A 23017-nucleotide genomic window follows, 5' to 3' on the forward strand; every position below is an offset into this window, starting at 1 on the left:
GCGTCCTCGTCACCGTTTATTTTTCATTCAGAGAGAGCCAATGACCGTCAGCACCCCGCTTTCCGGCGTCAACCAACCCTTCAAGGGGATCTTGCTGATTGTCGTGGCAACCTTCCTGTTCTCCAGCCACGACGCGCTGTCGAAATACCTTTCGGGTTTTTATCCGATCGTGATGGTGGTGTGGGCGCGGTATCTGGTGCACACGCTGCTGATGGCCGGGATTTTCCTGCCGCAGTCCGGGCTGCGCGTGCTGCGCACCAAACGCCCGTTGTGGCAGTTGGCGCGGGCGTTGTGCCTGCTGGGCACCAGTCTTTTTTTCACCACGGCGTTGTTGTACATCCCGCTGGCCGAGGCCACGGCGGTCAACTTTCTTGCTCCGGTGCTGGTGACGGCGCTGTCGGTGCCGCTGCTCAAGGAACGGGTGACGCGCGGTCAGTGGATCGCGGTGGTGTGCGGGTTCATCGGTGTGCTGATCATCGTCCATCCGGGCGGTGACTTGTTCACCCCGGCGATTCTGTTGCCGTTCTGCTCGGCGCTGTTTTTCTGCTTCTATCAGTTGCTCACCCGCAAGCTCGCGGAAATCGACAGCCCGACCACCAGCAACTTTTTCGCCGGGTTGTGCAACACGCTGGTGATGAGTGCGCTGGTGCCGTTCTTCTGGCAGGTGCCGAGTCTGGGGCATGCCTTGTTGATGCTGGCGCTGGGCAGTTGCGGAATGACCGCGCACCTGTTTCTGACCCAGGCGTTCCGCCATGCCGCGCCGGCGTTGCTGGCGCCGTTCGGTTATTGCCAGATTGTGTTTGCGGGGTTGTTGGGCTGGTTGCTGTTTGCTCACACGCCGACCCTGATGACGGTGATCGGGATTGCGGTGATCTGTTGCAGCGGGCTGGCGGCAGCGTGGCAGCAGAGCCGGCGCTGAAGACGTGACCGGCCTGAGATCAGGCCGGTCAGTGCAGGAAGGCTACTTAGTATTGAAGGGCTACTCGGTAACGGTAGGAATCTTGCGCGGTGCCATGAAGTACATCCAGGTCAGCGCGATGAAGTACATCGCCGGAATCAGGGTGAACAGCACGGTGTAGTTGTTATTGGTGACGGTCAGGATGTGGCCGACGATCTGGGTCATGAACATCCCGCCGATCGCCGCGCACATGCCGCCGAAACCGAACACCGTGCTCATCATGTGCTTGGGCGTGTAGTCCATCACCAGGCTCCAGATGTTCGCTGTCCAGGCCTGATGCGCGCCGATGGCCAGAGAGATGGCGGCAACCGCGATCCACAGGTTGGCGGAGCCGGCGGCCATGACCACGCCGATGATGCAGCAGGCGAACAGGAACATCGACAGCAGCCGCGCCTTGATCGAGTTCATGCCGCGACCGATCAGGAACGAAGACAGAATCCCGCCGCCCACGCTGCCGAAGTCGGCGGTGACGTAGATGATGATCAGCGGAATGCCCATCTGGGTAACGTTGATGCCCAGGTTGTATTGCTGATTGAGAAACGGCGGCAACCAGTACAGGTAGAACCAGAACACCGGCGCGGTCAGCGAGTAAGCGAGGGCGAAGGCCCAGGTACCGCGCATGCGCAGGATCTTCGAGAACGGCACGCGGGCCTGTTCCGGTTCGACTTCTTTCTGGATGTATTCCAGCTCCGACTGTTTAACGCTCGGGTGATCTTCCGGGTTGAAATACTTCAGGCCCCAGAACAGCAGCCAGATCCCGCCCAGTGCCGACATGCACAGGAACGCAGCCTGCCAGCCCCACACGTGAAGGATCAGCGGCAGCAGCATCGGGGTAAACATCGCGCCGACGTTGGTGCCGGCGTTGAAGATGCCGGTGGCCACGGCACGTTCGCCGGCCGGGAACCACAGGCGTGTGGTTTTCACACAGGCCGGGTAGTTCGCCGCTTCAGTCAGGCCGAGGATGAACCGGCAGACCATGAAGCCCACCGCCGAGGTCGCCAGACCGTGGGCACCGGTGGCCAGGCTCCAGAGCAGCACCGCGCAGAAGAACACGCGCTTGACGCCGACCCGGTCGATCAGTCGTCCTTGCAGCACGAAGCCGATCGCGTAGCCGACCTGAAACCAGAAGTTGATGTTGGCGTAGTCCATCGCCGTCCAGCTCATTTCCTTGGCAAGGATCGGCTGCATGACGCCGAGGGCGGCACGGTCGATGTAATTGAGGGTGGTGGCGAAAAACACCAGCGCCAGCATGCCCCAACGGGTCTTGCCGACGGCCATGGCGCCGCGGATCTTGTCGCCGATGCCACCCGTGGCAGTGCTCATGGCCGGAGCCATGCGGGAAGTCTGTGAAGGAATCATGTGTTCCACCCGTTTTTGGATTTGTTATTTGGTGTGCTTTTCTTGTGCACGCTGCGACCGGTGGTTCAGTTCCGGACTCAAGGTGAGACGGATGTTGGGCAGTGGACGAAAAATCGTCAATTCGCCAAACCGGCATTCTGTTCGATAATCGCACGCAAAACTAACCGGGTAGTACAGTTTAAATTGCTCAATGAAAAACCGGGACCAATAATTCGCTCACCCTATAAAAGCGGCGCAATTTCCGTAGCCGACGTCTCCACCGGGAGTTGAAACATGCAGCGATCCATTGCCACCGTCTCCTTGAGCGGAACCCTGCCGGAAAAACTCGAAGCCATTGCCGCCGCCGGGTTCGACGGGGTGGAGATTTTCGAGAACGATCTTCTGTATTACGACGGCAGCCCCCGGGAAATCCGGCAGATGTGCGCCGACCTCGGGATCGCCATCACGCTGTTCCAGCCGTTCCGCGATTTCGAAGGCTGCCGCCGTGATCGTCTGGACCGTAACCTGGAGCGGGCCGAGCGCAAGTTCGACCTGATGCAGGAACTGGGCACCGACCTGGTGCTGGTCTGCAGCAATGCCTCCCCCGACAGCCTCGGCGAGCAACAGATCCTCATCGACGACCTGCGCCTGCTGGCCGAGCGCGCCGGCGCCCGTGGCCTGCGTATCGGTTATGAAGCGCTGGCCTGGGGCCGTCACGTCAATACTTATCAACAGGTCTGGGACATCGTGCGTCAGGCCGATCACCCGGCCCTCGGCGTGTTGCTCGACAGCTTCCACACCTTGTCGCTCAAGGGCGATCCACGGGCGATTGCCGAGATTCCCGGCGACAAGATTTTCTTCGTGCAAATGGCCGACGCGCCGATCCTGGCGATGGACGTGCTGGAGTGGAGCCGGCATTTCCGCTGCTTCCCGGGGCAGGGCGAATTCGATCTGCCGGGTTTCCTCGCACCGATCATCCAGAGTGGTTACACCGGACCGCTGTCGCTGGAAATCTTCAACGACGGCTTCCGCGCCGCACCGCCTCGGGCCAATGCGGCCGACGGTCTGCGTTCGCTGCTGTACCTGGAGGAGAAAACCCGCCAGCGTCTGGAGCAGGACATCCGTCCTGTGGATAACCGCGAAATCCTCTTCGAAACGCCGAAGGCCAGCGAGTACAACGGCATCGAGTTTCTTGAGTTCGCCGTGGATGAAAGCCTCGGGGCCAAGCTGTCGAACTGGCTGGAGCGGCTGGGTTTTGTCAAGGCCGGTCAGCATCGTTCCAAGAGCGTCAGCCTGTTGCGTCAGGGCGATATCAACCTGATCCTCAACTCGGAACCCTATTCGTTCGGCCACAGCTTTTTCGAGGCCCACGGCCCGTCGCTGTGCGCCACCGCCGTGCGGGTCAAGGACAGCGCCAGCGCGCTGGCCCGGGCGGTCGCCTATAAAGGTCAGCCGTATCGCGGACTGGTCGGCCCCAACGAGCTGGAACTGGCGGCGGTGCGTGCGCCGGACGGCAGCCTGATTTATCTGGTGGATCAGGACGCGGATGTTTACGGCACCGACTTCAATCTGCTGCCGGATGCTGTTGCGCGGGGCGGCCTCAAGCGCATCGACCACATGGCCATGGCGCTGCCGGCAGACAGCCTCGACAGCTGGGTGCTGTTCTACAAGAGCCTGCTGGATTTCGAGGCCGATGACGAAGTGGTGCTGCCCGATCCGTATGGCTTGGTGAAGAGTCGCGCGCTGCGTAGCCGCGACAGTTCGATCCGTCTGCCGCTGAACATTTCCGAGAACCGCAACACCGCGATCTCACACGCGCTGTCGAGTTATCGCGGCTCCGGGGTGCATCACATCGCCTTCGATTGCGACGATATCTTCGCCGAAGTCAGCCGGGCGAAAGAGGCGGGCGTGCCGCTGCTGGATATCCCCCTCAACTATTACGACGACCTGGCGGCGCGCTTCGATTTCGATGACGAATTCCTCAGCGAACTGGCGTACTACAACGTGCTGTACGACCGCGATGCGCAGGGTGGCGAGTTGTTTCACGTCTATACCGAGCCGTTCGAAGGGCGTTTCTTCTTCGAGATCATCCAGCGCAAGAACGGTTACGCCGGTTATGGCGCGGCCAACGTCGCGGTGCGGCTGGCGGCGATGGCCAAATCACGCAGTGGCGCGATTCGCCAGGCGAAGTTGTAGGAAATTCGTAAACGCGGGATTAAACACGGGTCGCGCGGCTTCCTTCACTGGGGCGCGCGGCCCATAATCGCCAGCCTGTGCAGTGATGGCCGTGAGCCCGCAATGACGATGACTTCAGAACTTTCCGCAGCCTCCGATCTACCCGCGGTAGAGCCGCGCAAAAGTCGCAAGAACAACCCGGAAAAGACCCGCGAGAATATCCTGCAGGAGGCGATCGTCGAGTTCGTCCAGCAGGGTCTGTCCGGCGCTCGCGTCGACGCGATCGCCGAGCGCATCCACACCTCCAAGCGCATGATCTATTACTACTTCGGCAGCAAGGAGCAGTTGTACGTCGAGGTGCTGGAGAAGCTCTACGGCGATATCCGCAACACCGAGAACCGTCTGCACCTGGCCGAACTGCCGCCGGTGGAAGCGATCCGGCGTCTGGTGGAGTTCACTTTCGATCACCACGATCGCAACGTCGATTTCGTGCGGATCGTCAGCATCGAAAACATCCACAACGCCGAGTACGTGAAGCGTTCCGACGCGATCAAGGCGATGAACAACACCATCCTCGATTCCCTGGGCGAGATTCTGCGTCGCGGTGCTGAAGAGGGCGTGTTCCGCGCCGGGCTCGACGCGCTGGACGTGCATCTGCTGATCAGTTCGTTCTGCTTCTATCGCGTATCGAACCGCCACACGTTCGGTGAGATCTTTCAGATCGACCTGCCGGACGAAAGCATCAAGCAGCGTCATCGCGAGATGATTTGCGAGTCGGTGCTGCGCTACTTGCAGGCGTGACCGAAGTCGAGGGGGCGTCGCCCCCTCACGGTTTTATCCCTTCATGCTTTGAAAATGCGCGAGCATTCGCTGCGCATCCGGCACCTTGCCGCTGAACAGCTCAAATGCCTTCACTGCCTGAAACACCGCCATGTTGCCGCCGTCCAAGGTTCGGCAACCCAAGGCGCGAGCGTTGCGCAGCAGTTCGGTTTCCAGCGGGAAATACACGATCTCCGCCACCCACAGCTCAGGCCGCAGCAGGGTCGCCGGTACGGGCATGCCCGGTAATTTGGCCATGCCCATCGGCGTGGTGTTTACCAGGCCATTCGCCTGACTCAGTGTGCTCGCCAGATCATGCCCGGCAACCGCGTGGCCAGCGCCGAAATGCTGGTTGAGGTTGTTGGCCAGGCTTTCGGCGCGCTCTACGTCCACATCAAAAATGCTCAGTTGCTGTACGCCTTCGCTCAATAAGGCGTGGGCCACCGCCGCGCCTGCACCACCGGCGCCCATCTGGACCACACGTTCGCGGGCAACGTCTGGCAGGCCGCGACGAAAACCTTCGGCAAAACCCAGGCAATCGGTGTTGTGGCCGACGCGTTTGCCGTCCTTCAGCACCACTGTGTTCACGGCGCCGATGCCTCGGGCTTCCGGAGACAATTCATCGAGCAGCGGGATGATTGCCTGCTTGCACGGGAAGGTGATGTTCAGCCCGGTGTAATTCATCCGTTCGGCGGCCAGCAGCAGGTCGGGCAGGGCGTTGCTGTCGAGTTGCAGTTGATCGAGATCGATCAAGCGGTACAGATAACGCAGGCCCTGTTCGTCACCTTCGTGTTCATGCAGCGCCGGGGTGCGGGAGGCCTGGATGCCGGCGCCGATCAGCCCGGCGAGTATCACGTTGTTGCGGTTCATGCGGATCACCCCTTCAGGCGCTGGCTGAAATGTTCCAGGGCCAGGCGATAACCGTGGCTGCCGAAGCCGCACATCACGGCCGTGGCGATGGCCGAGACGAACGAGTGATGACGGAACGGCTCGCGGGCATGGACGTTGGACAGGTGCACTTCGATCACCGGCAATTCGCTGGCGACCAGTGCGTCGCGGATCGCTACCGAGGTGTGTGTCCAGGCGGCCGGGTTGATGACGATGCCGGCGCAGCGCTGGCGGGCGCCGTGAATCCAGTCGAGCAGTTCGCCTTCGTGGTTGGTCTGGCGAAACTCCACGGCCAGGCCGAACTCTTCGGCGGCGCGCCCGCACAGGGCTGAGATGTCGGCCAGGGTTTCGTGACCGTAGGTCGCCGGTTCACGGGTGCCGAGCAGGTTCAGGTTCGGGCCGTTGAGCACCAGAACGATAGGGGGCATGGGGGCAAACTCCACTTATTGTTTTTGGCTTGGGCCGAGGGTTTCGACCTGTGGAGTTAAATTGTACTAGATGGTTACTTTAATCAATTGCTCTGCATCGACAGCCCGGTTTTGTGTGCGGTGATCGCACACTGGTGCAATTCAGTGCGGCAATTGCTCGACCAGAAAATCGATGAAAGCCCTGACCCGCAGCGGCATGTGGCGATTCTGCGGGTACAGCAGCGTGAACGGCCGCGAGCGTCCGCTGTAGGGTTTGAGCACTTCTATCAGCGAGCCGTCGGCCAGGTCTTTTTCGACGATGAAGCGATAAGTCTGGAACAACCCGGCACCGTGCCTGGCCAGGGTCACGCCACCGAGCACATCGTCCGAGCAGCAGAAATTGCCCTCGGCGAGGATTTCCCGTGGCGCGTCTTCGTCGTAAAACAGCCAGGTGATCCGCCGCCCACTGCTGGGTAATTCGTACTGAATGCACTCGTGCTGTTCGAGGTCTTCGAGTGTCTGCGGCGTGCCGGCGCGTTTGAGGTAGTCGGGGCTGGCGACCATCACCAACGCCGCATCTTCCAGATGGCGGGCGATCAGGCCGGAATCGGGAATCGCGCGCACGCGGATCGCCATGTCGTAACCCTCGCCGACGAAGTCGATGTTGCGGTTGCTGATGTGCATGTCAACTTTCACCTGCGGGAAGCGCGCACGAAACGCGGGCAACAGCGGCAGGATCCGGTGATGGGCGTAGGTTGTAGGAATACTGATACGCAGGGTGCCGGACGGTTCCTGCTGCTGGCCCATGACTTCCCGTTGCGCCTCGACCAGTTGCGCCAGTGCCTGGCTGCATTCTTCGTAGTAGCGCCGGCCGCTGTCGGTCAGTTTCACGCTGCGGGTGGTGCGTGCAAACAGCCGCACGCCCAGGCGTTCTTCCATGCGTGATACCGAGCGGCTCACCGCTGCCGGCGTCACCGAAGCCGCCTGCGCCGCGCCGGTGAAACTGCCGCACTCGGCGGCCAGGCAAAACAACTCGATGCTGCCCAGCTGAAGATCGTCGAAGTGTCGCTGCATGATTGATTACACCGGGGAATGAGTCTTCGTATGTAGCAAATGCGCGGCCGCTGCGAAAGAACTGCTTACCATTTTGCCCGCGGCTTTTTCGGCTCCCGCACTAGGCTCGAAAGGTAACGGCCACAGCAGGCGTTGGCGCCGATGGTCGGATTTGCCAGGGAATGGCAAGTGTTGAAACGTTTAAACCTAACGGATGGGTTAGCATGAAGGTATGCAGTTACAAAGGACTGTCAGTGGTGATCATGTTGCGTGACGAACATTGTCCGCCCCACGCACATGTAGATGCAGGCGCCTGGAGCGCCCGCTTCAAATTCAGTTTCTGGCACAACGGCGTCGAACTGTGGGATGTGGTGCCGTTGTCGCATCGACCGCCGGTCAGTCTGCTTGAAGGGCTGCGCCAGTCGCTGCGCGAAACCGATCATCTGCGGCGGGCCCGCTGGATCTGGTGGACTCGATTGCGCACCGCTTGTCTCGACAATCAGTGGTGGGACGGACAGTCGAATCAGGTGGCGGTGCTGCGGGAGGTCACCAGCACGAGTTTCAGGATCGGATCTGCGTATTACGAGCCAGAGGTCAACAAAACCCTGTTGGCCCTGGTCGGCGCTCACGAAGGAGTGGAAATAGAACTATGAAAACAGTCAAAGCCGCCTTGCACGCGGATCGGCCCGTCACGGAAAAACGTCTGGACGAAGCCGTCGACCGTGGCGGCGTGCGCCGACGCAGCAGCCTGCAAGCCGTGTCGGTGGCCTTTCAGAAACCATGCCTGGTGATTCACTTCGAGGACAACAGCGGCGTGTTGCTGCCAGTGAATCTCTACCGGGAATTCGATGATTTCGAACCGGAAGACTTCAGCGGATTGAACGTCGGCTTTGCCGGCACCGCGCTGTGCCATGATGGCAAGGATCTGCAGGTTTCCATCGCCGGCATGATCTCGGCCAGTCAACCATTGATGGCCATGGCCGCCTCGGTGATCGCTTCGCGCAATGGCCGCCAGAGCAGCACCGCGAAAGCCGAAGCTGCCCGGGCCAACGGCAGGAAGGGCGGGCGCCCGCGCAAGATCGATCCCGTGCCATGAACAGGCACAAAAAAGCCGTCGGTGAGGACGGCTTTCTTGTTTCTGGCACTTGCGATCAACGTCGGGTCAGCAGCACGCCGGATTCCATGTGGTGAGTCCACGGGAACTGGTCGAACAGCGCACAGCGCGTGATGCGGTGCGTGTCGTGCAGCTGGGCGATGTTGGCCGCCAGGGTCTCGGGGTTGCAGGAGATGTACAGGATGTTGTCGAAGCGACGGGTCAGTTCGCAGGTGTCCGGGTCCATGCCGGCCCGTGGCGGGTCGACGAACACGCTGCCGAACTCGTAGCTTTTCAGGTCGATGCCGTGCAGGCGACGGAACGGGCGAACTTCGTTCAGGGCTTCGGTCAGCTCTTCGGCGGACAGGCGCACCAGAGTCACGTTATCCACAGCGTTTTCGGCCAGGTTGCTCAACGCGGCGTTGACCGAGGTCTTGCTGATTTCGGTGGCCAGCACTTTGCGCACGCGGGTCGCCAGCGGCAGGGTGAAGTTGCCATTACCGCAGTACAGCTCCAGCAGATCGTCGCTGCGATCGCCCAGTGCTTCGTATGCCCAGTTGAGCATCTTCTGGTTCACGGTGCCGTTGGGTTGGGTGAACGCGCCTTCCGGTTGGCGATAGCTGAATGTGCGACCGCCAACGTCGAGTTTCTCGACCACGTAATCGAGGCCGAGCACTTCGCGCTTGCCCTTGGAGCGACCGATGATGCTGACGCCCAGATCCGCCGCCAGTTTGGTCGCCGCCGCATGCCAGTGCTCGTCCAGCGGACGGTGATAGCACAGGGTGATCATCGCGTCGCCGGCCAAGGTGGTCAGAAACTCCACCTGAAACAGCTTGTGGCTCAGCGCCGCGCTGGCCTGCCAGGCAGCCTTCAATTGCGGCATCAACTGGTTGATGCGCAGGCTGGCGATCGGGAATTCCTCGATCAGGATCGGCGTGCGCTTGTCGTCCTGAGAAAACATCGCGTAGTGCCGCTCACCGCCCTCGCGCCACAGGCGGAATTCGGCGCGCAGACGGAAGTTCTGCAGCGGCGAGTCGAACACTGTTGGCTCCGGTGCATCGAACGGGGCCAGCAGATCACGCAAGCGCGTGACCTTGTCTTCGAGTTGTGCGGCGTAGGCCTGGGAATCAAAAGTCATGCGTTGAACCAACCCAGCTTGATCACGAACAGAATCGACAGGATCACCAGCGCCGGGTTCAGCTCACGGGCGCGGCCGGACAGCAGTTTGATTGCAGTCCAGGCGATGAAGCCGAAGGCGATGCCGTTGGCGATGGAATAGGTGAAAGGCATCGCCAGGGCGGTGACCACGACCGGCGCGGCGACGGTGATGTCTTCCCAGTCTATTTCCGCCAGGCCCGAAGTCATCAGCACGGCGACGAACAGCAGCGCTGGTGCGGTGGCGAAGGCCGGTACGCTGGAGGCCAGTGGCGAGAAGAACAGCGCCAGCAGGAACAGGATTGCGACGACGATGGCGGTCAGGCCGGTGCGGCCGCCGGCACTCACGCCCGCAGCGGATTCGATGTAGCTGGTGGTGGTCGAGGTGCCCAGCAGCGAACCGGCCATCGCCGCCGTACTGTCGGCGATCAGTGCACGGCCCATTTTCGGCATGTGGCCGTCCTTGCCCATCAGGCCGGCGCGCTTGGCGACGCCGATCAGGGTGCCGGAGTTGTCGAACAGGTCAACGAACAGGAAGGCGAAGATCACGCTGACCAGGCCGATGTCCAGCGCGCCCTTGATGTCCAGTTGCAGGAAGGTCGGGGCCAGCGAAGGTGGCATCGAGGTCACGCCACCGAACGGGGTGAAGCCCATCACGATGGAAACGATGGTCACCGCGAGAATGCCGATCAGCACTGCGCCGCGCACTTTCAGGGCTTCAAGGGCAACGATCAGGGCGAAACCGAGAGTGGCGAGGATCGGGGCCGGTTGTTTCAGGTCGCCGAGGCCAACCATGGTCGCCGGGTTACTGACCACGATGCCGGCGTTGTGCAGGGCGATCAGCGCCAGGAACAGGCCGATACCGGCGGCAATTGCCGAGCGCAGCGGCAGCGGGATGCTGTTGATGATCCATTCACGGATGCGGAAGATCGACAGCAGGAAGAAGCACACGGCGGAAATGAACACCGCGCCCAGCGCCACTTGCCAGGTGTGGCCCATGTGCAGCACGACGGTGTAGGTAAAGAAGGCGTTCAGACCCATGCCCGGTGCGAGAGCGATCGGGTAGTTGGCGATCAGGCCCATGACCGTGGAGCCGATGGCGGCTGCCAGGCACGTGGCGACGAACACCGCGCCTTTGTCCATGCCGGTCTCGCCGAGGATGCTCGGGTTGACGAACAGAATGTAGGCCATGGCCAGGAAGGTCGTGACGCCCGCGAGAATCTCGGTCCGCACGTTGGTGTTGTGTGCCTTGAGTTGAAACAGCCTTTCCAGCATGTCTGCTCCCCGTGGCGCGCGTGGCGCCGTGAATGTATCGACCTCAACAGCAAAGCACAGACCGTCGCAAGCGCCTGGAAAATTGTGGTGGGCCGGAAAAAGCCGCGCATCATACCAGCAGCGTGAGGAAGATGGCGGATGTTGGTGTCGATCGTCGGCGAAGTTTTGCACCACGGCCAACTACGCCATACTGCGCGCTGTTTTTTCGGGGATGGATCGCATGAACAAGGGTTGGATGAAGACCGCTGGACTGATGGCCTTGTGGCTGGCCGGTACACCGATGGTACTCGCGGCGTCGGCACCGCCATTGAGCGAGGTGAAAGTCATCAAGGTTCAGTCGTCGTCCTGCGGGCTCGAAGACATTACCGATGGCCAGGTGCAGACCCGTTGCGATCACAGCGCGCCGGGCATCAAGGTCTATGTGCTGGAAATCGGCTACGGCCAGAGCCAGCCTCAGGCTGCACTGGACGGCTTTGAAGTGAACGGCACCCGGAGTCCGGTCTGTGCCTTCGATAACGGCAACCTGACCGAATGCACGCCGGGCGCGAAAACCGTCGGTTCGCTGTACACCTTCGATCTGGCGACTCGTCAGGAAGGCACCTTTACCTTCAGCAACACCTCGATCAACGCCCCGCGCAACACGATGTCGACCCAGCTTTACATCAAGTAACGGCTGTCGCCGAACAGGGCAGGGCAAAGCTGACTACGCTTTAAAGATCACCCAGCGGATGGCGCCCATGACCTTTAGAGCCCTGATTACCCTCGCCGAGGGCATCGATGATCTGCAATGCGTGACCCTGATCGACGTGCTGCGCCGCGCCGGCATCGAAGTGGTGGCGGCCAGCATCGAGGGCCGGCGCATGCTGACCTGCGCCCGAGGCACGCGACTGACCGCCGACGGCATGCTCATTGATGTGCTGGCCCAGACCTTCGACCTGATTGTCTTGCCCGGCGGTGCGGTCGGCGCACAACACCTTGCCGCGCACCAGCCTCTTCAACAACTGCTAAAGGATCAGGCCAGTGCCGGACGACTGTTCGCCGCCATCGCCGAAGCCCCGGCCGTCGCTCTGCAAAGCTTCGGTGTATTACGTCAACGCCGGATGACCTGCCTGCCCGTCAGCAGTCATAACCTTTCCGGTTGCACATTTGTTGATCAACCGGTGGTGGTCGACGGTAATTGCATCACCGCCCAGGGCTCCGGCGCCGCGCTTGCGTTTGCGCTGACACTGGTCGAGCAACTGGCGGGCAAGGCCGCCAGAGCAAAGGTGGCGGGGGAGTTGCTGGCCTGAGAAGGTCAGGCGTGAGCAGCGATTGGTCGAATGGCTGGCTGCTCACGGTGCTCGGCTTGCCAAAGGTCGTAATCGGTTTGAACGCCTAGCCACATGCGAGCCTTGCCAATCCCCGCGCGTTCCAGTCGCACGGCCAGATCCGGGCTGATCGGCGCATGTCCGTGCAAAACGCGAGATAGATGAGGACGAGCGAATCCCAGATGCCGAGCCAATTCGGTAACGCTGATGCCAAGTTCCGGCAATACGTCCATCAGCAGTGTTTCACCGGGGTGTGGCGGGTTGTGCATGGGCATGAGCCTGCCTCCTGTCAGTGGTAATCCAGATAGTCGATCAGTTCGATATCCGAACCTGCAAATCGAAAGATAACCCGCCAGTTCCCGGACACACTGAGTGACCAGTACTCGCAAAGCTCCCCTTTCAGTGGATGCAGACGCCAACCGGGAAGGTCCAGATCCCCGGGAGCCGCTGCGCGATCCATGAACTGCAGCATGCGCGACAGCCGTTTAGCGTGATCGGCACGAATCCCGCGAGTCGAACCGGTTTCATAGAAGCCGCGAAGGCCTTTGTGCTGAAAGGATTTGATCATGCGGCGAGTGTAAGGCGATACATTACACTCAATGCGGTATCTATGTACCGCATCTTTTCGAGCTATTTGTGCTTGGGGGATGGCCCCGCTGGTGGAGCCGGTGTAGCTAGGCTTTCACCTCTTCCACCGGCACATGCATCCGGTCGCGGTTGGCCAGGGTCGGGAACAATTTGATCCAGGTCCCGGTCACCACCAGCGTGCCGATGCCGCCCATCACCACCGCCGGCACGGTGCCGAACCAGTGCGCGGTCAGGCCGGATTCGAATTCGCCCAACTGGTTCGAGGCGCCGATGAACAGGCCGTTCACCGCGCTGACCCGGCCGCGCATTTCGTCCGGGGTTTCCAGTTGCACGAAGGAGGCGCGGATCACCATGCTGATCATGTCCGCCGCGCCGAGCACCACCAGCACCGCCAGCGAGAACCAGAACGAGGTCGACAGACCGAAGGCGATTGTGGCCACGCCGAACACGCCGACGGCAGTGAACATCACCCGACCGACGTTTCGCTCAACGGCAAACCGCGCCAGGAACAGCGACATCATCAACGCCCCGACAGCCGGCGCCGAGCGCAGCAGCCCCAGCCCCCACGGCCCGGTCAGCAGGATGTCCTTGGCGAACACCGGCAACAGCGCCGTGGCGCCGCCGAGCAGCACGGCGAACAGATCCAGCGAAATCGCCCCGAGAATGTCCGGGCGGCTGCGAATGAAACGAATCCCCGCCAGCAACGAATCCAGCGTCGCCTTGCCTTTGTTCAGCGGAGTTTGTCGCGCGGGCAGGTTGAGCATCAGCGTGCAGGCGATGACATACAGAATGACCGTCGGCCCGTAGACCCACACGCTGCCGAAGGCATAAAGCAGACCTCCGAGCGCCGGGGCGACGATGGTGGCCGATTGCTGTGCAGATTGTGCGGCGGCGACGGCACGCGGGAACAGTGCGCTGGGCACGATGCTCGGCAGCAGTGCCTGGGTGGTCGGCATCTCGAAGGAGCGCGCGGCGCCGAGCAGGAACGCCAGGATAAAGACCATTTCCCGGGTGACATGGTCGGTGGCGCTGCCGATGGCCAGTGCCAGGGCAATCAGGGCCTGCAACGACTGGCAGATCGCCGCGACCTTGCGCCGGTCGTAGCGATCGGCAACGTGGCCGGTGTGCAGCATGAACAATACGCGTGGCGCGAATTCCACCAGTCCGACCAGACCCAGGTCGAGCACGTTGCCGGTCAGTTGATAGAGATTCCAGCCGATCGCCACGGTGAGCATCTGAAAACCGCTGGCGGTGAAGATCCGGGCCAACCAGAACGCAAGAAAGGGACGGTGGTGACGTAACAGCAAGGGCTCTTGGCTGGGCATTTGCGGGCCGGTCTTGATCGAGGGGAACCGCGAGATTATCACCAGTCTGTAACAGGAAGTTGCTATGACAGAAAATTTAGTTAGCCAGACATCGATTTTTCCCCGCCCGGACACCGATCCCGGCCAGGGATGTATTTCAGGGCGTTGCCATGACTGTGAGGCAACTTGTCACGCGGCAAAAGACCACGCGGTTCCCCGTCGGAAATGGGACTACTCTTTTAACGTTGATTGATCCAGATCAAGACCCATTGCGGAACTGATCCGTGACCCGTTGGCAGACTCCCTGCGTCGCGATGCCTGTAAAAAGAAGAACCAATCCGAGTTCGCCGCACTCCATACCCGTGGGGGCAGTGGTCCAAGGCCGCCAGTCTTGGAACCGTTATCTGATAGAGGAAAGCTTATGTTCGGTTTAGAGGCCCTGGATCTCGCCCGAATTCAGTTCGCGTTCACCATCTCGTTCCACATCCTGTTCCCGGCGATCACCATCGGTCTTGCGAGCTATCTCGCGGTGCTGGAAGGCCTGTGGCTGAAAACCGGCAACGACACCTACCGTGACCTCTACCATTTCTGGTCGAAGATCTTTGCCGTCAACTTCGGCATGGGCGTGGTCTCGGGACTGGTCATGGCCTACCAGTTCGGAACCAACTGGAGTCGCTTCTCGGACTTCGCCGGTTCCGTCACCGGCCCGTTGCTGACGTATGAAGTGCTTACGGCGTTCTTCCTCGAAGCCGGTTTCCTTGGCGTGATGCTGTTCGGCTGGAACAAGGTCGGGCGCAAGCTGCACTTTTTCTCCACGGTAATGGTGGCCATCGGCACGTTGATTTCGACGTTCTGGATTCTCGCCTCCAACAGCTGGATGCAGACGCCGCAGGGCTTCGAGATCGTCAACGGTCAGGTCATTCCGACCGACTGGCTGGCAATCATCTTCAACCCGTCGTTCCCGTATCGCCTGATGCACATGGCGACTGCCGCGTTCGTCGCGACGGCTTTCTTCGTCGGCTCGTCGGCGGCCTGGCACTTGCTGCGCGGCAAGGACAATCCGGCGATTCGCACCATGCTGTCGATGGCGATGTGGATGGCGCTGATCGTTGCGCCGATTCAGGCAGTCATCGGTGACTTCCACGGCCTCAACACCCTCAAGCATCAGCCGGCGAAAATCGCCGCGATCGAAGGCCACTGGGAAAACCATGGCAACGAAGCGACGCCGCTGATCCTGTTCGGCTGGCCGGACATGAAGGAAGAGAAAACCAAGTATGCGGTCGAGATCCCGTACCTCGGCAGCCTGATCCTGACGCACTCGCTGGACAAGCAAGTCCCGGCGCTCAAGGAATTCCCAACGGAAGACCGGCCGAATTCGACCATCGTGTTCTGGTCGTTCCGGATCATGGTCGGCCTCGGCTTCCTGATGATCTTCACCGGCCTCTGGAGCCTGTGGCTGCGCAAGCGCGACACGCTCTACACCTCGCGGCCGTTCCTGTACCTGGCGCTGTGGATGGGGCCGTCCGGTCTGATCGCGATCCTGGCGGGCTGGTTCACCACTGAAATCGGTCGTCAGCCATGGGTGGTCTACGGGCTGATGCGCACGGCGGATGCATCGTCCAACCACAGTTTCATGCAGATGAGCATCACGCTGATCATGTTCGTGGTGGTGTATTTCGCGCTGTTCGGTGCGGGTCTGGGCTACATGATGCGTCTGGTGCGCAAAGGGCCGAAGACCGACGAAGGCAAGGAAACCAACGACGGTGGTCCTGGCCAGAAACGCACGCCGGCCCGTCCGTTGTCCGCTGCCGACGACGATGGCGCCGAACACGACCGCAGCCTGACCAAGGAGATTTGAGTCATGGGTATTGATCTTCCGCTGATCTGGGCCGTGATCATCATCTTCGGGATCATGATGTACGTGGTCATGGACGGTTTCGACCTGGGGATCGGGATTCTCTTCCCGTTCATCCCAGGCAAAGTCGACCGTGACGTGATGATGAACACCGTCGCCCCGGTATGGGACGGCAATGAAACCTGGCTGGTACTGGGCGGCGCTGCGTTGTTCGGTGCGTTCCCGCTGGCCTATTCGGTGGTGTTGTCGGCGCTGTACCTGCCGTTGATCTTCATGCTGATCGGGCTGATTTTCCGCGGCGTGGCGTTCGAGTTCCGCTTCAAGGCCAAGGACGACAAGCGTCACCTGTGGGACAAGGCGTTCATTGGTGGTTCGGTGGCCGCGACGTTCTTCCAGGGTGTGGCACTTGGTGCGTTCATCGACGGCTTGCCCGTGGTCAACCGGCAATACGCCGGCGGCTCACTGGACTGGCTGACGCCGTTCACGCTGTTCTGCGGCGCCGCGCTGGTGGTGGCGTATGCCTTGCTCGGCTGTACCTGGCTGATCATGAAGACCGAAGGCAAGCTTCAGGAACAGATGCATGACCTGGCGCGTCCTCTGGCCTTCGTGCTGTTGGCGGTGATCGGTGTCGTCAGTCTGTGGACGCCACTGGCCCACCCGGAAATTGCGACGCGCTGGTTCAGCATGCCGAATCTGTTCTGGTTCATGCCGGTGCCGATTCTGGTGCTGGTGACGATGTACGGTCTGATTCGCGCGGTGGCACGTAATGCCAATTACATGCCGTTCCTGTTGACCCTGGTGCTGATCTTCCTCGGCTACAGCGGTCTGGGCATCAGCCTGTGGCCGAACATCGTGCCGCCGTCGATCTCGATCTGGGACGCCGCCGCACCGCCGCAAAGCCAAGGCTTCATGCTGGTGGGCACGCTGTTTATCATCCCGTTCATCCTGGGTTACACCTTCTGGAGCTACTACGTGTTCCGCGGCAAGGTGACCCACGAAGACGGTTATCACTAAGCAAAAACCTGTGGGAGCGAGCTTGCTCGCGATGGCGTCGGTAGCGGCGCCATCCATCTTGAAGAGGTTTAAAGAAAATGACTGGCAAACATTCCCTGCACGACATTGAAGAAGCCGAAAAAAAGCCGCTGTGGCAGCGGCTCGGCTGGTTGGCCATGATCTGGGTCGGCAGCGTCGGTGCTTTGTTCATCGTCGCCAGCCTGATGCGCATGTTCATGAACGCCGCAGGTCTGACCACGCACTGAGACTTCCCATCCCGCTGCCTTGCGGCACGGATTTTTGACCCTCCGACCGGAGGGTTTTTTTTTGCCCGGATTATTTGCGCGCCTTGAGGATCACGAACTTCGGCGTAGCCGCGACTTGCTCGACACCGCGGAACATTCGCGCCAGTTTGCTGTGATAGCCCAGGTGACGGTTGCCGACGATGTACAGCGCACCACCGACGACCAGCGCCTCGCGAGCCTGCTGAAACATGCGCCAGGCCAGGAAGTCGCCGACCACCTGTTGCTGGTGAAACGGCGGGTTGCACAGCACCACGTCCAGCGACTGCGCTTCCTGCCCGGCCAGACCGTCGCCGGCGCGCACGATCACTTCACGTTCACCCAGCGCCGCGCGCCAGTTTTCGGCCGCCGATTGCACGGCCATGAACGATTCATCCAACAGCGTGTAATGCGCGTCGGGGTTTTGCAGGGCGCTGGCGATGGCCAGTACGCCGTTGCCGCAGCCGAGGTCTGCGACTCGTGCCGAACCGAGGTTTTTCGGCAGGTGCGGAAGGAAGGCGCGGGTGCCGATGTCCAGCCCTTCACGGCAGAACACGTTCGCGTGGTTGAGCAGTTCGATGGCTGGCTCGTCGAGGCGATAGCGGGTCGGGTAGGGCGAGACGGCGGGTGTCTTGGCCTCGGGCGTGGCGATCAGCAATCGGGCCTTTTTCACAGCCAGCGAAGCCTGAACCGGGCCGATGTAGCGTTCCAGCAGGTCACCTGCGGCACGAGGCAAATGCTTGACCATCGCCGCTGCTACCACCTGAGCGCCGGGTGCCAATTGACCCTGCAAGCGAATCAGTTGTTCTTCCAGGAGTGCCAGGGTTTTCGGGATGCGGATCAGCACCCGGTCGAACGGCCCGACCAAGGGCTCGCTGGCGGGAATACCGCGCAGCGCATCGAATGCCTGACCGTTACGCAGCAGGTTCTTTTCCAGCCCCTGAAACGCCAGGAACGAATCACCGCTGGTGCTGACCTGCACCTTGCCCGAGAGGCTGATGGCCAATGCGCCGAAACTGTCGTTGAGCACCAATACTCGGGTATTCGCCGGCAGATTCTGTTCGGCCAGATGATTGAGCAGGTATTCGTCGGCCGCATCGAAGGCTTGCAGCGGTTCGTTCTGCTGTTCGGGCTGGCGGATCAGATCAAGCTGGGCGAAGGGCGTATCGAGCAAAGGCATGGGGCGGGGACTCTGGGTAATCGACGGATGTCCCGCGGCCCAGGGTGTCGTGCGGCGGAACCGACCGAGTGGACAGCGGCGTGAATGCTCACGACATCACTCAGGAAGGCTGCAAATGGTACGTTTTTTTTGTTGGTAATACTCGTCTGATTTCAGTGCAGTGGAAGAGGGCGGCCTAGAGATATCCGGCCTTGGCGGCGGCGATGACGGCTGACATCTTGTTGCAGGCGTTGAATTTGGTGATCAGGTTCTTGGTGTGATAGTTCACGGTGCTTTCAGCGATACTCAGGATCCGGCCGATTTCCCAGGATGTTTTGCCAAGGGCGCACAGCCTTACGATTTCAAGCTCTCGAGTGGACAATCGCACAGGCGGAGGCTTGGCCAGCGTTGCCGGGCAGGCAATGAGGAACAACTCACACAAATGCTGCAAGACGTATTGCAATACGCCGTACTCGTTGTACAGCTCCAGGGCAAAAATTTCGCAGTGGGTTCGGGCCAGGCTGATTGTGCAGCACAAGTCATTTTTCTCATCGTGATATGACTGCGACCAACCATGTTCCATCCCGTGATTTTGAAGCGCACTCCACATCAGCGGAGCCTTCGAGAAGGCTTTCCTGCTCCAGAGAAACGGCAGCATGGAGCGATCGCAATAGGCTGTTATCGGGTCGTCCTTTGCGTAAGTTTTTTCGTATTCGTCGTTCCACGCCGTTGTGAAGTTATTGATATGGAACGCGTTGAATGACGGGAAGCCAGGCCGGGAAACTTTAATGCCGCAAAACTGAAAGCCGAGGTTCCTGGCAAACGTGCTCAGAATCGGAAATGCATTCTCGATTTCCTTCGCGCGCGTGATCTGTTCTATCTGGTACTCCTTCCACCTTTCCATTTGAGTGTTCTCCAAAATAATAATCCGCAGGGGGCGCCGTATTGGATCCAATGTGGTGGCACGGATTCGAGTGTAGGATGCTTCCTACAAAAGTGTTTGGATTTTTTTGTTCTTGGTAAGTGCTCCTATTTGGAATATCTCTGAACAAGTCTTTATATGTGGGAGATCATTTAAATAATTCTGACTTCAGGTTGACTATTTTAGAGTTTTAAAACTAGTGGCACTTTGAGATTCCATCACAAACTATCGGTGTTTCATCGTGCAATTATGCGTAACAATCGAATTATTGTTGATGGAGTGAACCGATGACCGCCAGCAGCGAAAAATTCAGCCGCCAGACATTACTCGATGTGCAACCGCTGACCCCGAACCTGTTCACCCTGCGTACCACGCGGGATGCCGGTTTCCGCTTCCGCGCCGGGCAATTCGCGCGGATTGGCGTGACGCGCCCGGACGGCAGTACGGTGTGGCGCGCCTACTCGATGGTGTCTTCGCCGTTCGATGAGTTTCTCGAATTTTTTTCCATCGTAGTGCCGGGCGGTGAGTTCACCAGCGAACTGAGCCGGCTGAAAGCAGGGGATACCTTGCTGATCGAGCGTCAGGCCTTTGGTTATCTGACGCTGGACCGTTTTGTCGATGGTCGGGATCTCTGGCTGCTATCCACAGGTACGGGGGTGGCACCGTTTCTTTCGATCCTGCAGGACTTCGAGGTCTGGGAAAAGTTTGAGCGAATCATCCTGGTCTACAGCGTGCGGGAGGCTCGGGAACTGGCTTATCAACCGCTGATTGCCGAGCTGACTCAGCGTGACTACCTGGCTGAATATGCGCATAAATTCCAGTTCATTCCGGTGGTCACCCGCGAGCCTTATGCCGGCGCCCTCAACGGACGCATCACGACGCTGATCGAGAATGGCGAGCTGGAGAGGATGGCAGGCGTCGAGCTGACCCCGGAGCATTCGCGGGTCATGCTCTGCGGTAATCCGCAGATGATCGACGACACCCGGGCCTTGCTCAAGCAACGCGGCATGGCCTTGAGTCTGACCCGGCGCCCGGGACAGGTGGCGGTGGAAAACTACTGGTAAGAAAACGGCGCCCTCAGGCGCCGTTTCAATCTTCAAGGCCGGTTGTTCTGGGCCTTGAGCAGATCGCGGATCTCGCCCAGCAGTTCTTCTTCCTTGGTCGGTACCGGCGGCAAGGTAGGCGCCACGGCTTCTTCGCGCTTGAGGCGGTTGATGGCTTTGACGCCCATGAAAATCGCGAAGGCGACGATCACGAAGTCAAGAACGCTCTGGATGAATTTGCCGTAGGCCAGCACCACCGCAGGGGCAGTGCCCTCGGCAGCTTTCAGCGTGATGGCCAGGTCACTGAAATCCACCCCGCCAATCAGCAGGCCGATGGGCGGCATGATCACGTCGCCGACGAATGACGAAACGATCTTGCCGAAGGCCGCACCGATAATGATACCGACGGCCATGTCGACCACATTGCCTTTGACCGCGAAGGCCTTGAACTCGCTGAGCACGCCCATAGTTATTTCCTTGTTACAGATGAGTTTGGTGTACGCAGTGTAAATCAGCATAACGCGTCCTGCGCGTAACACCTTCTTACAAAGCCTGTTTTTATCGACACACCATTTCGCAATTAGTTTGCAAAGTGCCACTAATCGCGCGCGGAATACGCCTCAAGCCGCTGATTCCGAAGAAAAAATATTCAATCACGGCGTTGTGATCTTTCTATTTAGGTTTGGCGAATCGAGCTTCTAGCCTCTGTCTGGCGCACCTGGATGCGCCTCAAAAAAACAGAGGAACCTGAAATGAATTCCACACTTGGCTCAGGGATTACTCCCCGTCGCACCGTTGGTGTATTGGCCGCCAGCCTGTTGACCCTTTCCGTGAACGCCGCGCCGCTGACCCGTGACAACGGTGCGGCGGTCGGCGACAACCAGAACTCGCAAACCGCCGGCGCCAACGGCCCGGTACTGTTGCAGGACGTGCAACTGATCCAGAAGCTGCAACGCTTCGACCGCGAGCGCATTCCCGAACGCGTTGTGCATGCCCGAGGCACTGGTGCCCATGGTACGTTCACTGCGACCAACGATCTGAGCGATCTGAGCAAGGCCAAGGTGTTTACCACCGGCCAGGTCACGCCGGTGTTCGTGCGTTTCTCGGCGGTGGTTCACGGCAACCATTCCCCGGAAACCCTGCGTGACCCACGGGGTTTCGCGACCAAGTTCTACACCGCCGATGGCAACTGGGATCTGGTGGGCAATAACTTCCCGACGTTTTTCATCCGCGATGCGATCAAGTTCCCGGACATGGTGCATGCCTTCAAGCCCGATCCTCGCACCAACCTTGACGATGACTCGCGCCGATTCGACTTCTTCTCTCATGTACCGGAAGCCACCCGTACTTTGACTGAGCTGTATTCCAACTCGGGAACCCCGGCCAGTTATCGGGAGATGGATGGCAATAGTGTGCACGCCTACAAGTTGGTCAATGCCAAAGGCGAAGTCCATTACGTGAAGTTTCACTGGAAAAGTTTGCAAGGCATCAAGAATCTCGATCCGCAACAAGTTGTGCAAGTTCAGGGCCGGGATTACAGTCACATGACTCACGATTTAGTAACAAATATTAACAAAGGCAATTTTCCCAAGTGGGACTTGTACATCCAAGTCTTGAATCCGCAAGACTTGTCGAAGTTTGATTTCGATCCACTTGATGCAACCAAGATCTGGCCAGGTGTTCCGGAGCGAAAAGTTGGACAAATGGTCTTGAACCGCAATCCTGCGAATGTTTTCCAGGAAACCGAACAAGTGGCCATGGCTCCCTCAAATGTTGTTCCGGGCATCGAGCCCTCGGAAGACCGTCTGCTGCAGGGCCGGATATTTGCCTATGCCGACACCCAGATGTATCGCCTTGGCGCCAACGCCCTGCAATTGCCGATCAATGCCGCCAAAACCGCCGTCAACAATGGCAATCAGGATGGCGCGATGAATGCCGGTGCGAGCACCTCGGGCATCAACTATGAGCCAAGCCGTCTGCAGCCGCGTGAAGAGACCCCGGCTGCGCGATACAGCCAGACCGCGCTGCAGGGCAGCACGCAACAGGCGAAGATCCAGCGCGAACAGAACTTCAAACAGGCCGGTGATCTGTATCGCTCGTTCAGCAAGAAGGAACGCCAGGATCTGATCGAAAGCTTTGGCGGTTCGCTGGCGGGCGCCGATGACGAGAGCAAGCACATCATGCTGTCCTTCCTTTATAAGGCGGATCCGGAATACGGCGCCGGTGTGACCAAAGTGGCCAAGGGTGACCTGGATCGGGTCAAGGCCTTGGCCGCCAAACTGGTCGACTGACAGCGACCCTTTCAAGCCCCGGCAATTGCCGGGGACTGACCGGCAGCAGCGCCGTGCGTCTGGCCAGCGGAGAAATCCGTCCCGACGCGCCGCGCTGATCGACGATGGCTGCG

At 60.0% G+C, this 23017-nt stretch carries 24 protein-coding genes; 12 read left to right on the plus strand and 12 right to left on the minus strand.

All coding sequences use genetic code 11. The features are described 5' to 3' along the window. The first annotated feature begins 40 nt into the window (after positions 1–40). Positions 41–919, plus strand: coding sequence for a DMT family transporter (locus tag CAF74_RS21535; RefSeq protein ID WP_007958785.1), 879 nt, complete (start codon positions 41–43; stop codon positions 917–919). Positions 920–979: 60 nt separating this feature from the next. Here the strand turns inward: CAF74_RS21535 and CAF74_RS21540 are convergent, their stop codons facing one another. Continuing rightward, positions 980–2317, minus strand: coding sequence for an MFS transporter (locus CAF74_RS21540; RefSeq protein WP_007958787.1), 1338 nt, complete (start codon positions 2315–2317; stop codon positions 980–982). A 273-nt stretch (positions 2318–2590) separates the two neighbouring features. Here CAF74_RS21540 and quiC point away from each other — a divergent pair, with 273 nt between their 5' ends. Both quiC and CAF74_RS21550 read left to right on the plus strand, forming a co-directional pair. Then, positions 2591–4492 carry a 3-dehydroshikimate dehydratase QuiC gene (quiC, locus tag CAF74_RS21545; RefSeq protein ID WP_085747684.1) on the plus strand — a complete coding sequence of 634 codons (1902 nt, stop codon included), beginning with the start codon at positions 2591–2593 and terminating at the stop codon, positions 4490–4492. Positions 4493–4594: 102 nt separating this feature from the next. Beyond that, entirely contained in the window at positions 4595–5272 is a 678-nt protein-coding gene (locus tag CAF74_RS21550) for a TetR/AcrR family transcriptional regulator (protein WP_085747685.1), read from the plus strand. 33 nt (positions 5273–5305) lie between these two features. Here the strand turns inward: CAF74_RS21550 and CAF74_RS21555 are convergent, their stop codons facing one another. The 3 genes from CAF74_RS21555 to CAF74_RS21565 form a co-directional block, all read right to left on the minus strand. Beyond that, on the minus strand, positions 5306–6160 hold the full coding sequence (locus tag CAF74_RS21555) for a shikimate dehydrogenase (RefSeq protein ID WP_085747686.1): 855 nt from the start codon (positions 6158–6160) through the stop codon (positions 5306–5308). A 5-nt stretch (positions 6161–6165) separates the two neighbouring features. Beyond that, the gene (gene aroQ / locus CAF74_RS21560) at positions 6166–6606 is read right to left on the minus strand and encodes a type II 3-dehydroquinate dehydratase (RefSeq protein ID WP_011336043.1); all 441 of its coding nucleotides are present in this window, start codon (positions 6604–6606) and stop codon (positions 6166–6168) included. 141 nt (positions 6607–6747) lie between these two features. Further along, positions 6748–7659, minus strand: coding sequence for a LysR family transcriptional regulator (locus CAF74_RS21565; RefSeq protein ID WP_085747687.1), 912 nt, complete (start codon positions 7657–7659; stop codon positions 6748–6750). 203 nt (positions 7660–7862) lie between these two features. Here CAF74_RS21565 and CAF74_RS21570 point away from each other — a divergent pair, with 203 nt between their 5' ends. Both CAF74_RS21570 and CAF74_RS21575 read left to right on the plus strand, forming a co-directional pair. Continuing rightward, on the plus strand, positions 7863–8291 hold the full coding sequence (locus tag CAF74_RS21570; protein ID WP_085747688.1) for a DUF4160 domain-containing protein: 429 nt from the start codon (positions 7863–7865) through the stop codon (positions 8289–8291). Further along, entirely contained in the window at positions 8288–8734 is a 447-nt protein-coding gene (locus CAF74_RS21575) for a hypothetical protein (RefSeq protein WP_085747689.1), read from the plus strand. Before CAF74_RS21570 ends, CAF74_RS21575 begins: the two co-directional genes overlap by 4 nt. 55 nt (positions 8735–8789) lie before the next feature. On the opposite strand, the gene trmA is transcribed toward CAF74_RS21575, so the two are convergent. Together trmA and CAF74_RS21585 are read right to left on the minus strand one after the other, a co-directional pair. Next, on the minus strand, positions 8790–9869 hold the full coding sequence (trmA, locus tag CAF74_RS21580) for a tRNA (uridine(54)-C5)-methyltransferase TrmA (RefSeq protein WP_085747690.1): 1080 nt from the start codon (positions 9867–9869) through the stop codon (positions 8790–8792). Then, positions 9866–11161: an NCS2 family permease gene (locus CAF74_RS21585; RefSeq protein ID WP_011336038.1), complete on the minus strand. Its 1296-nt coding sequence runs from the start codon at positions 11159–11161 to the stop codon at positions 9866–9868. Before CAF74_RS21585 ends, trmA begins: the two co-directional genes overlap by 4 nt. 220 nt (positions 11162–11381) lie before the next feature. Here CAF74_RS21585 and CAF74_RS21590 point away from each other — a divergent pair, with 220 nt between their 5' ends. After that, positions 11382–11831 carry a DUF4879 domain-containing protein gene (locus CAF74_RS21590; protein WP_085747691.1) on the plus strand — a complete coding sequence of 150 codons (450 nt, stop codon included), beginning with the start codon at positions 11382–11384 and terminating at the stop codon, positions 11829–11831. A 67-nt stretch (positions 11832–11898) separates the two neighbouring features. Then, positions 11899–12450 (plus strand): DJ-1 family glyoxalase III, encoded by a 552-nt coding sequence (locus CAF74_RS21595; RefSeq protein ID WP_085747765.1) that lies wholly within the window; start codon positions 11899–11901, stop codon positions 12448–12450. A gap of 5 nt (positions 12451–12455) precedes the next feature. On the opposite strand, the gene CAF74_RS21600 is transcribed toward CAF74_RS21595, so the two are convergent. From CAF74_RS21600 to CAF74_RS21610, 3 genes are all read right to left on the minus strand, one after another. Further along, positions 12456–12743, minus strand: coding sequence for a HigA family addiction module antitoxin (locus CAF74_RS21600; protein WP_085747692.1), 288 nt, complete (start codon positions 12741–12743; stop codon positions 12456–12458). A 14-nt stretch (positions 12744–12757) separates the two neighbouring features. Then, complete coding sequence (locus CAF74_RS21605) at positions 12758–13036, minus strand: type II toxin-antitoxin system RelE/ParE family toxin (protein WP_085747693.1); 279 nt, start codon at positions 13034–13036, stop codon at positions 12758–12760. Positions 13037–13142: 106 nt separating this feature from the next. Beyond that, positions 13143–14381: an MFS transporter gene (locus CAF74_RS21610; RefSeq protein WP_085747694.1), complete on the minus strand. Its 1239-nt coding sequence runs from the start codon at positions 14379–14381 to the stop codon at positions 13143–13145. Positions 14382–14781: 400 nt separating this feature from the next. Between CAF74_RS21610 and CAF74_RS21615 the strand changes: the two genes are divergently transcribed. From CAF74_RS21615 to CAF74_RS21625, 3 genes are all read left to right on the plus strand, one after another. Further along, positions 14782–16218, plus strand: a complete 1437-nt coding sequence (locus CAF74_RS21615) for a cytochrome ubiquinol oxidase subunit I (protein WP_085747695.1) — start codon at positions 14782–14784, stop codon at positions 16216–16218. Positions 16219–16221: 3 nt separating this feature from the next. Beyond that, complete coding sequence (gene cydB / locus CAF74_RS21620) at positions 16222–17229, plus strand: cytochrome d ubiquinol oxidase subunit II (protein ID WP_085747696.1); 1008 nt, start codon at positions 16222–16224, stop codon at positions 17227–17229. A gap of 77 nt (positions 17230–17306) precedes the next feature. Continuing rightward, positions 17307–17474, plus strand: coding sequence for a DUF2474 domain-containing protein (locus CAF74_RS21625; protein WP_007950992.1), 168 nt, complete (start codon positions 17307–17309; stop codon positions 17472–17474). A 70-nt stretch (positions 17475–17544) separates the two neighbouring features. Here CAF74_RS21625 and CAF74_RS21630 read toward each other — a convergent pair whose 3' ends face one another. Further along, complete coding sequence (locus CAF74_RS21630; RefSeq protein ID WP_085747697.1) at positions 17545–18669, minus strand: class I SAM-dependent methyltransferase; 1125 nt, start codon at positions 18667–18669, stop codon at positions 17545–17547. Between the two features lie 175 nt (positions 18670–18844). Next, positions 18845–19552 (minus strand): autoinducer binding domain-containing protein, encoded by a 708-nt coding sequence (locus CAF74_RS21635; protein WP_085747698.1) that lies wholly within the window; start codon positions 19550–19552, stop codon positions 18845–18847. Between the two features lie 305 nt (positions 19553–19857). On the opposite strand from CAF74_RS21635, the gene CAF74_RS21640 reads away from it, so the two are divergent. Then, a complete protein-coding gene (locus CAF74_RS21640) occupies positions 19858–20634 on the plus strand; it encodes a ferredoxin--NADP reductase (RefSeq protein ID WP_085747699.1) in 777 nt (258 codons plus the stop codon). Positions 20635–20666: 32 nt separating this feature from the next. Here CAF74_RS21640 and mscL read toward each other — a convergent pair whose 3' ends face one another. Beyond that, positions 20667–21080 carry a large-conductance mechanosensitive channel protein MscL gene (mscL, locus tag CAF74_RS21645; RefSeq protein ID WP_085608712.1) on the minus strand — a complete coding sequence of 138 codons (414 nt, stop codon included), beginning with the start codon at positions 21078–21080 and terminating at the stop codon, positions 20667–20669. Positions 21081–21365: 285 nt separating this feature from the next. Between mscL and katB the strand changes: the two genes are divergently transcribed. Next, on the plus strand, positions 21366–22904 hold the full coding sequence (gene katB, locus CAF74_RS21650) for a catalase KatB (RefSeq protein ID WP_085747700.1): 1539 nt from the start codon (positions 21366–21368) through the stop codon (positions 22902–22904). Positions 22905–23017: the final 113 nt, after the last annotated feature.

Origin of the sequence: Pseudomonas sp. R45(2017) (assembly GCF_002112305.1) — a bacterium.
Lineage (GTDB): Bacteria > Pseudomonadota > Gammaproteobacteria > Pseudomonadales > Pseudomonadaceae > Aquipseudomonas > Aquipseudomonas paraglycinae.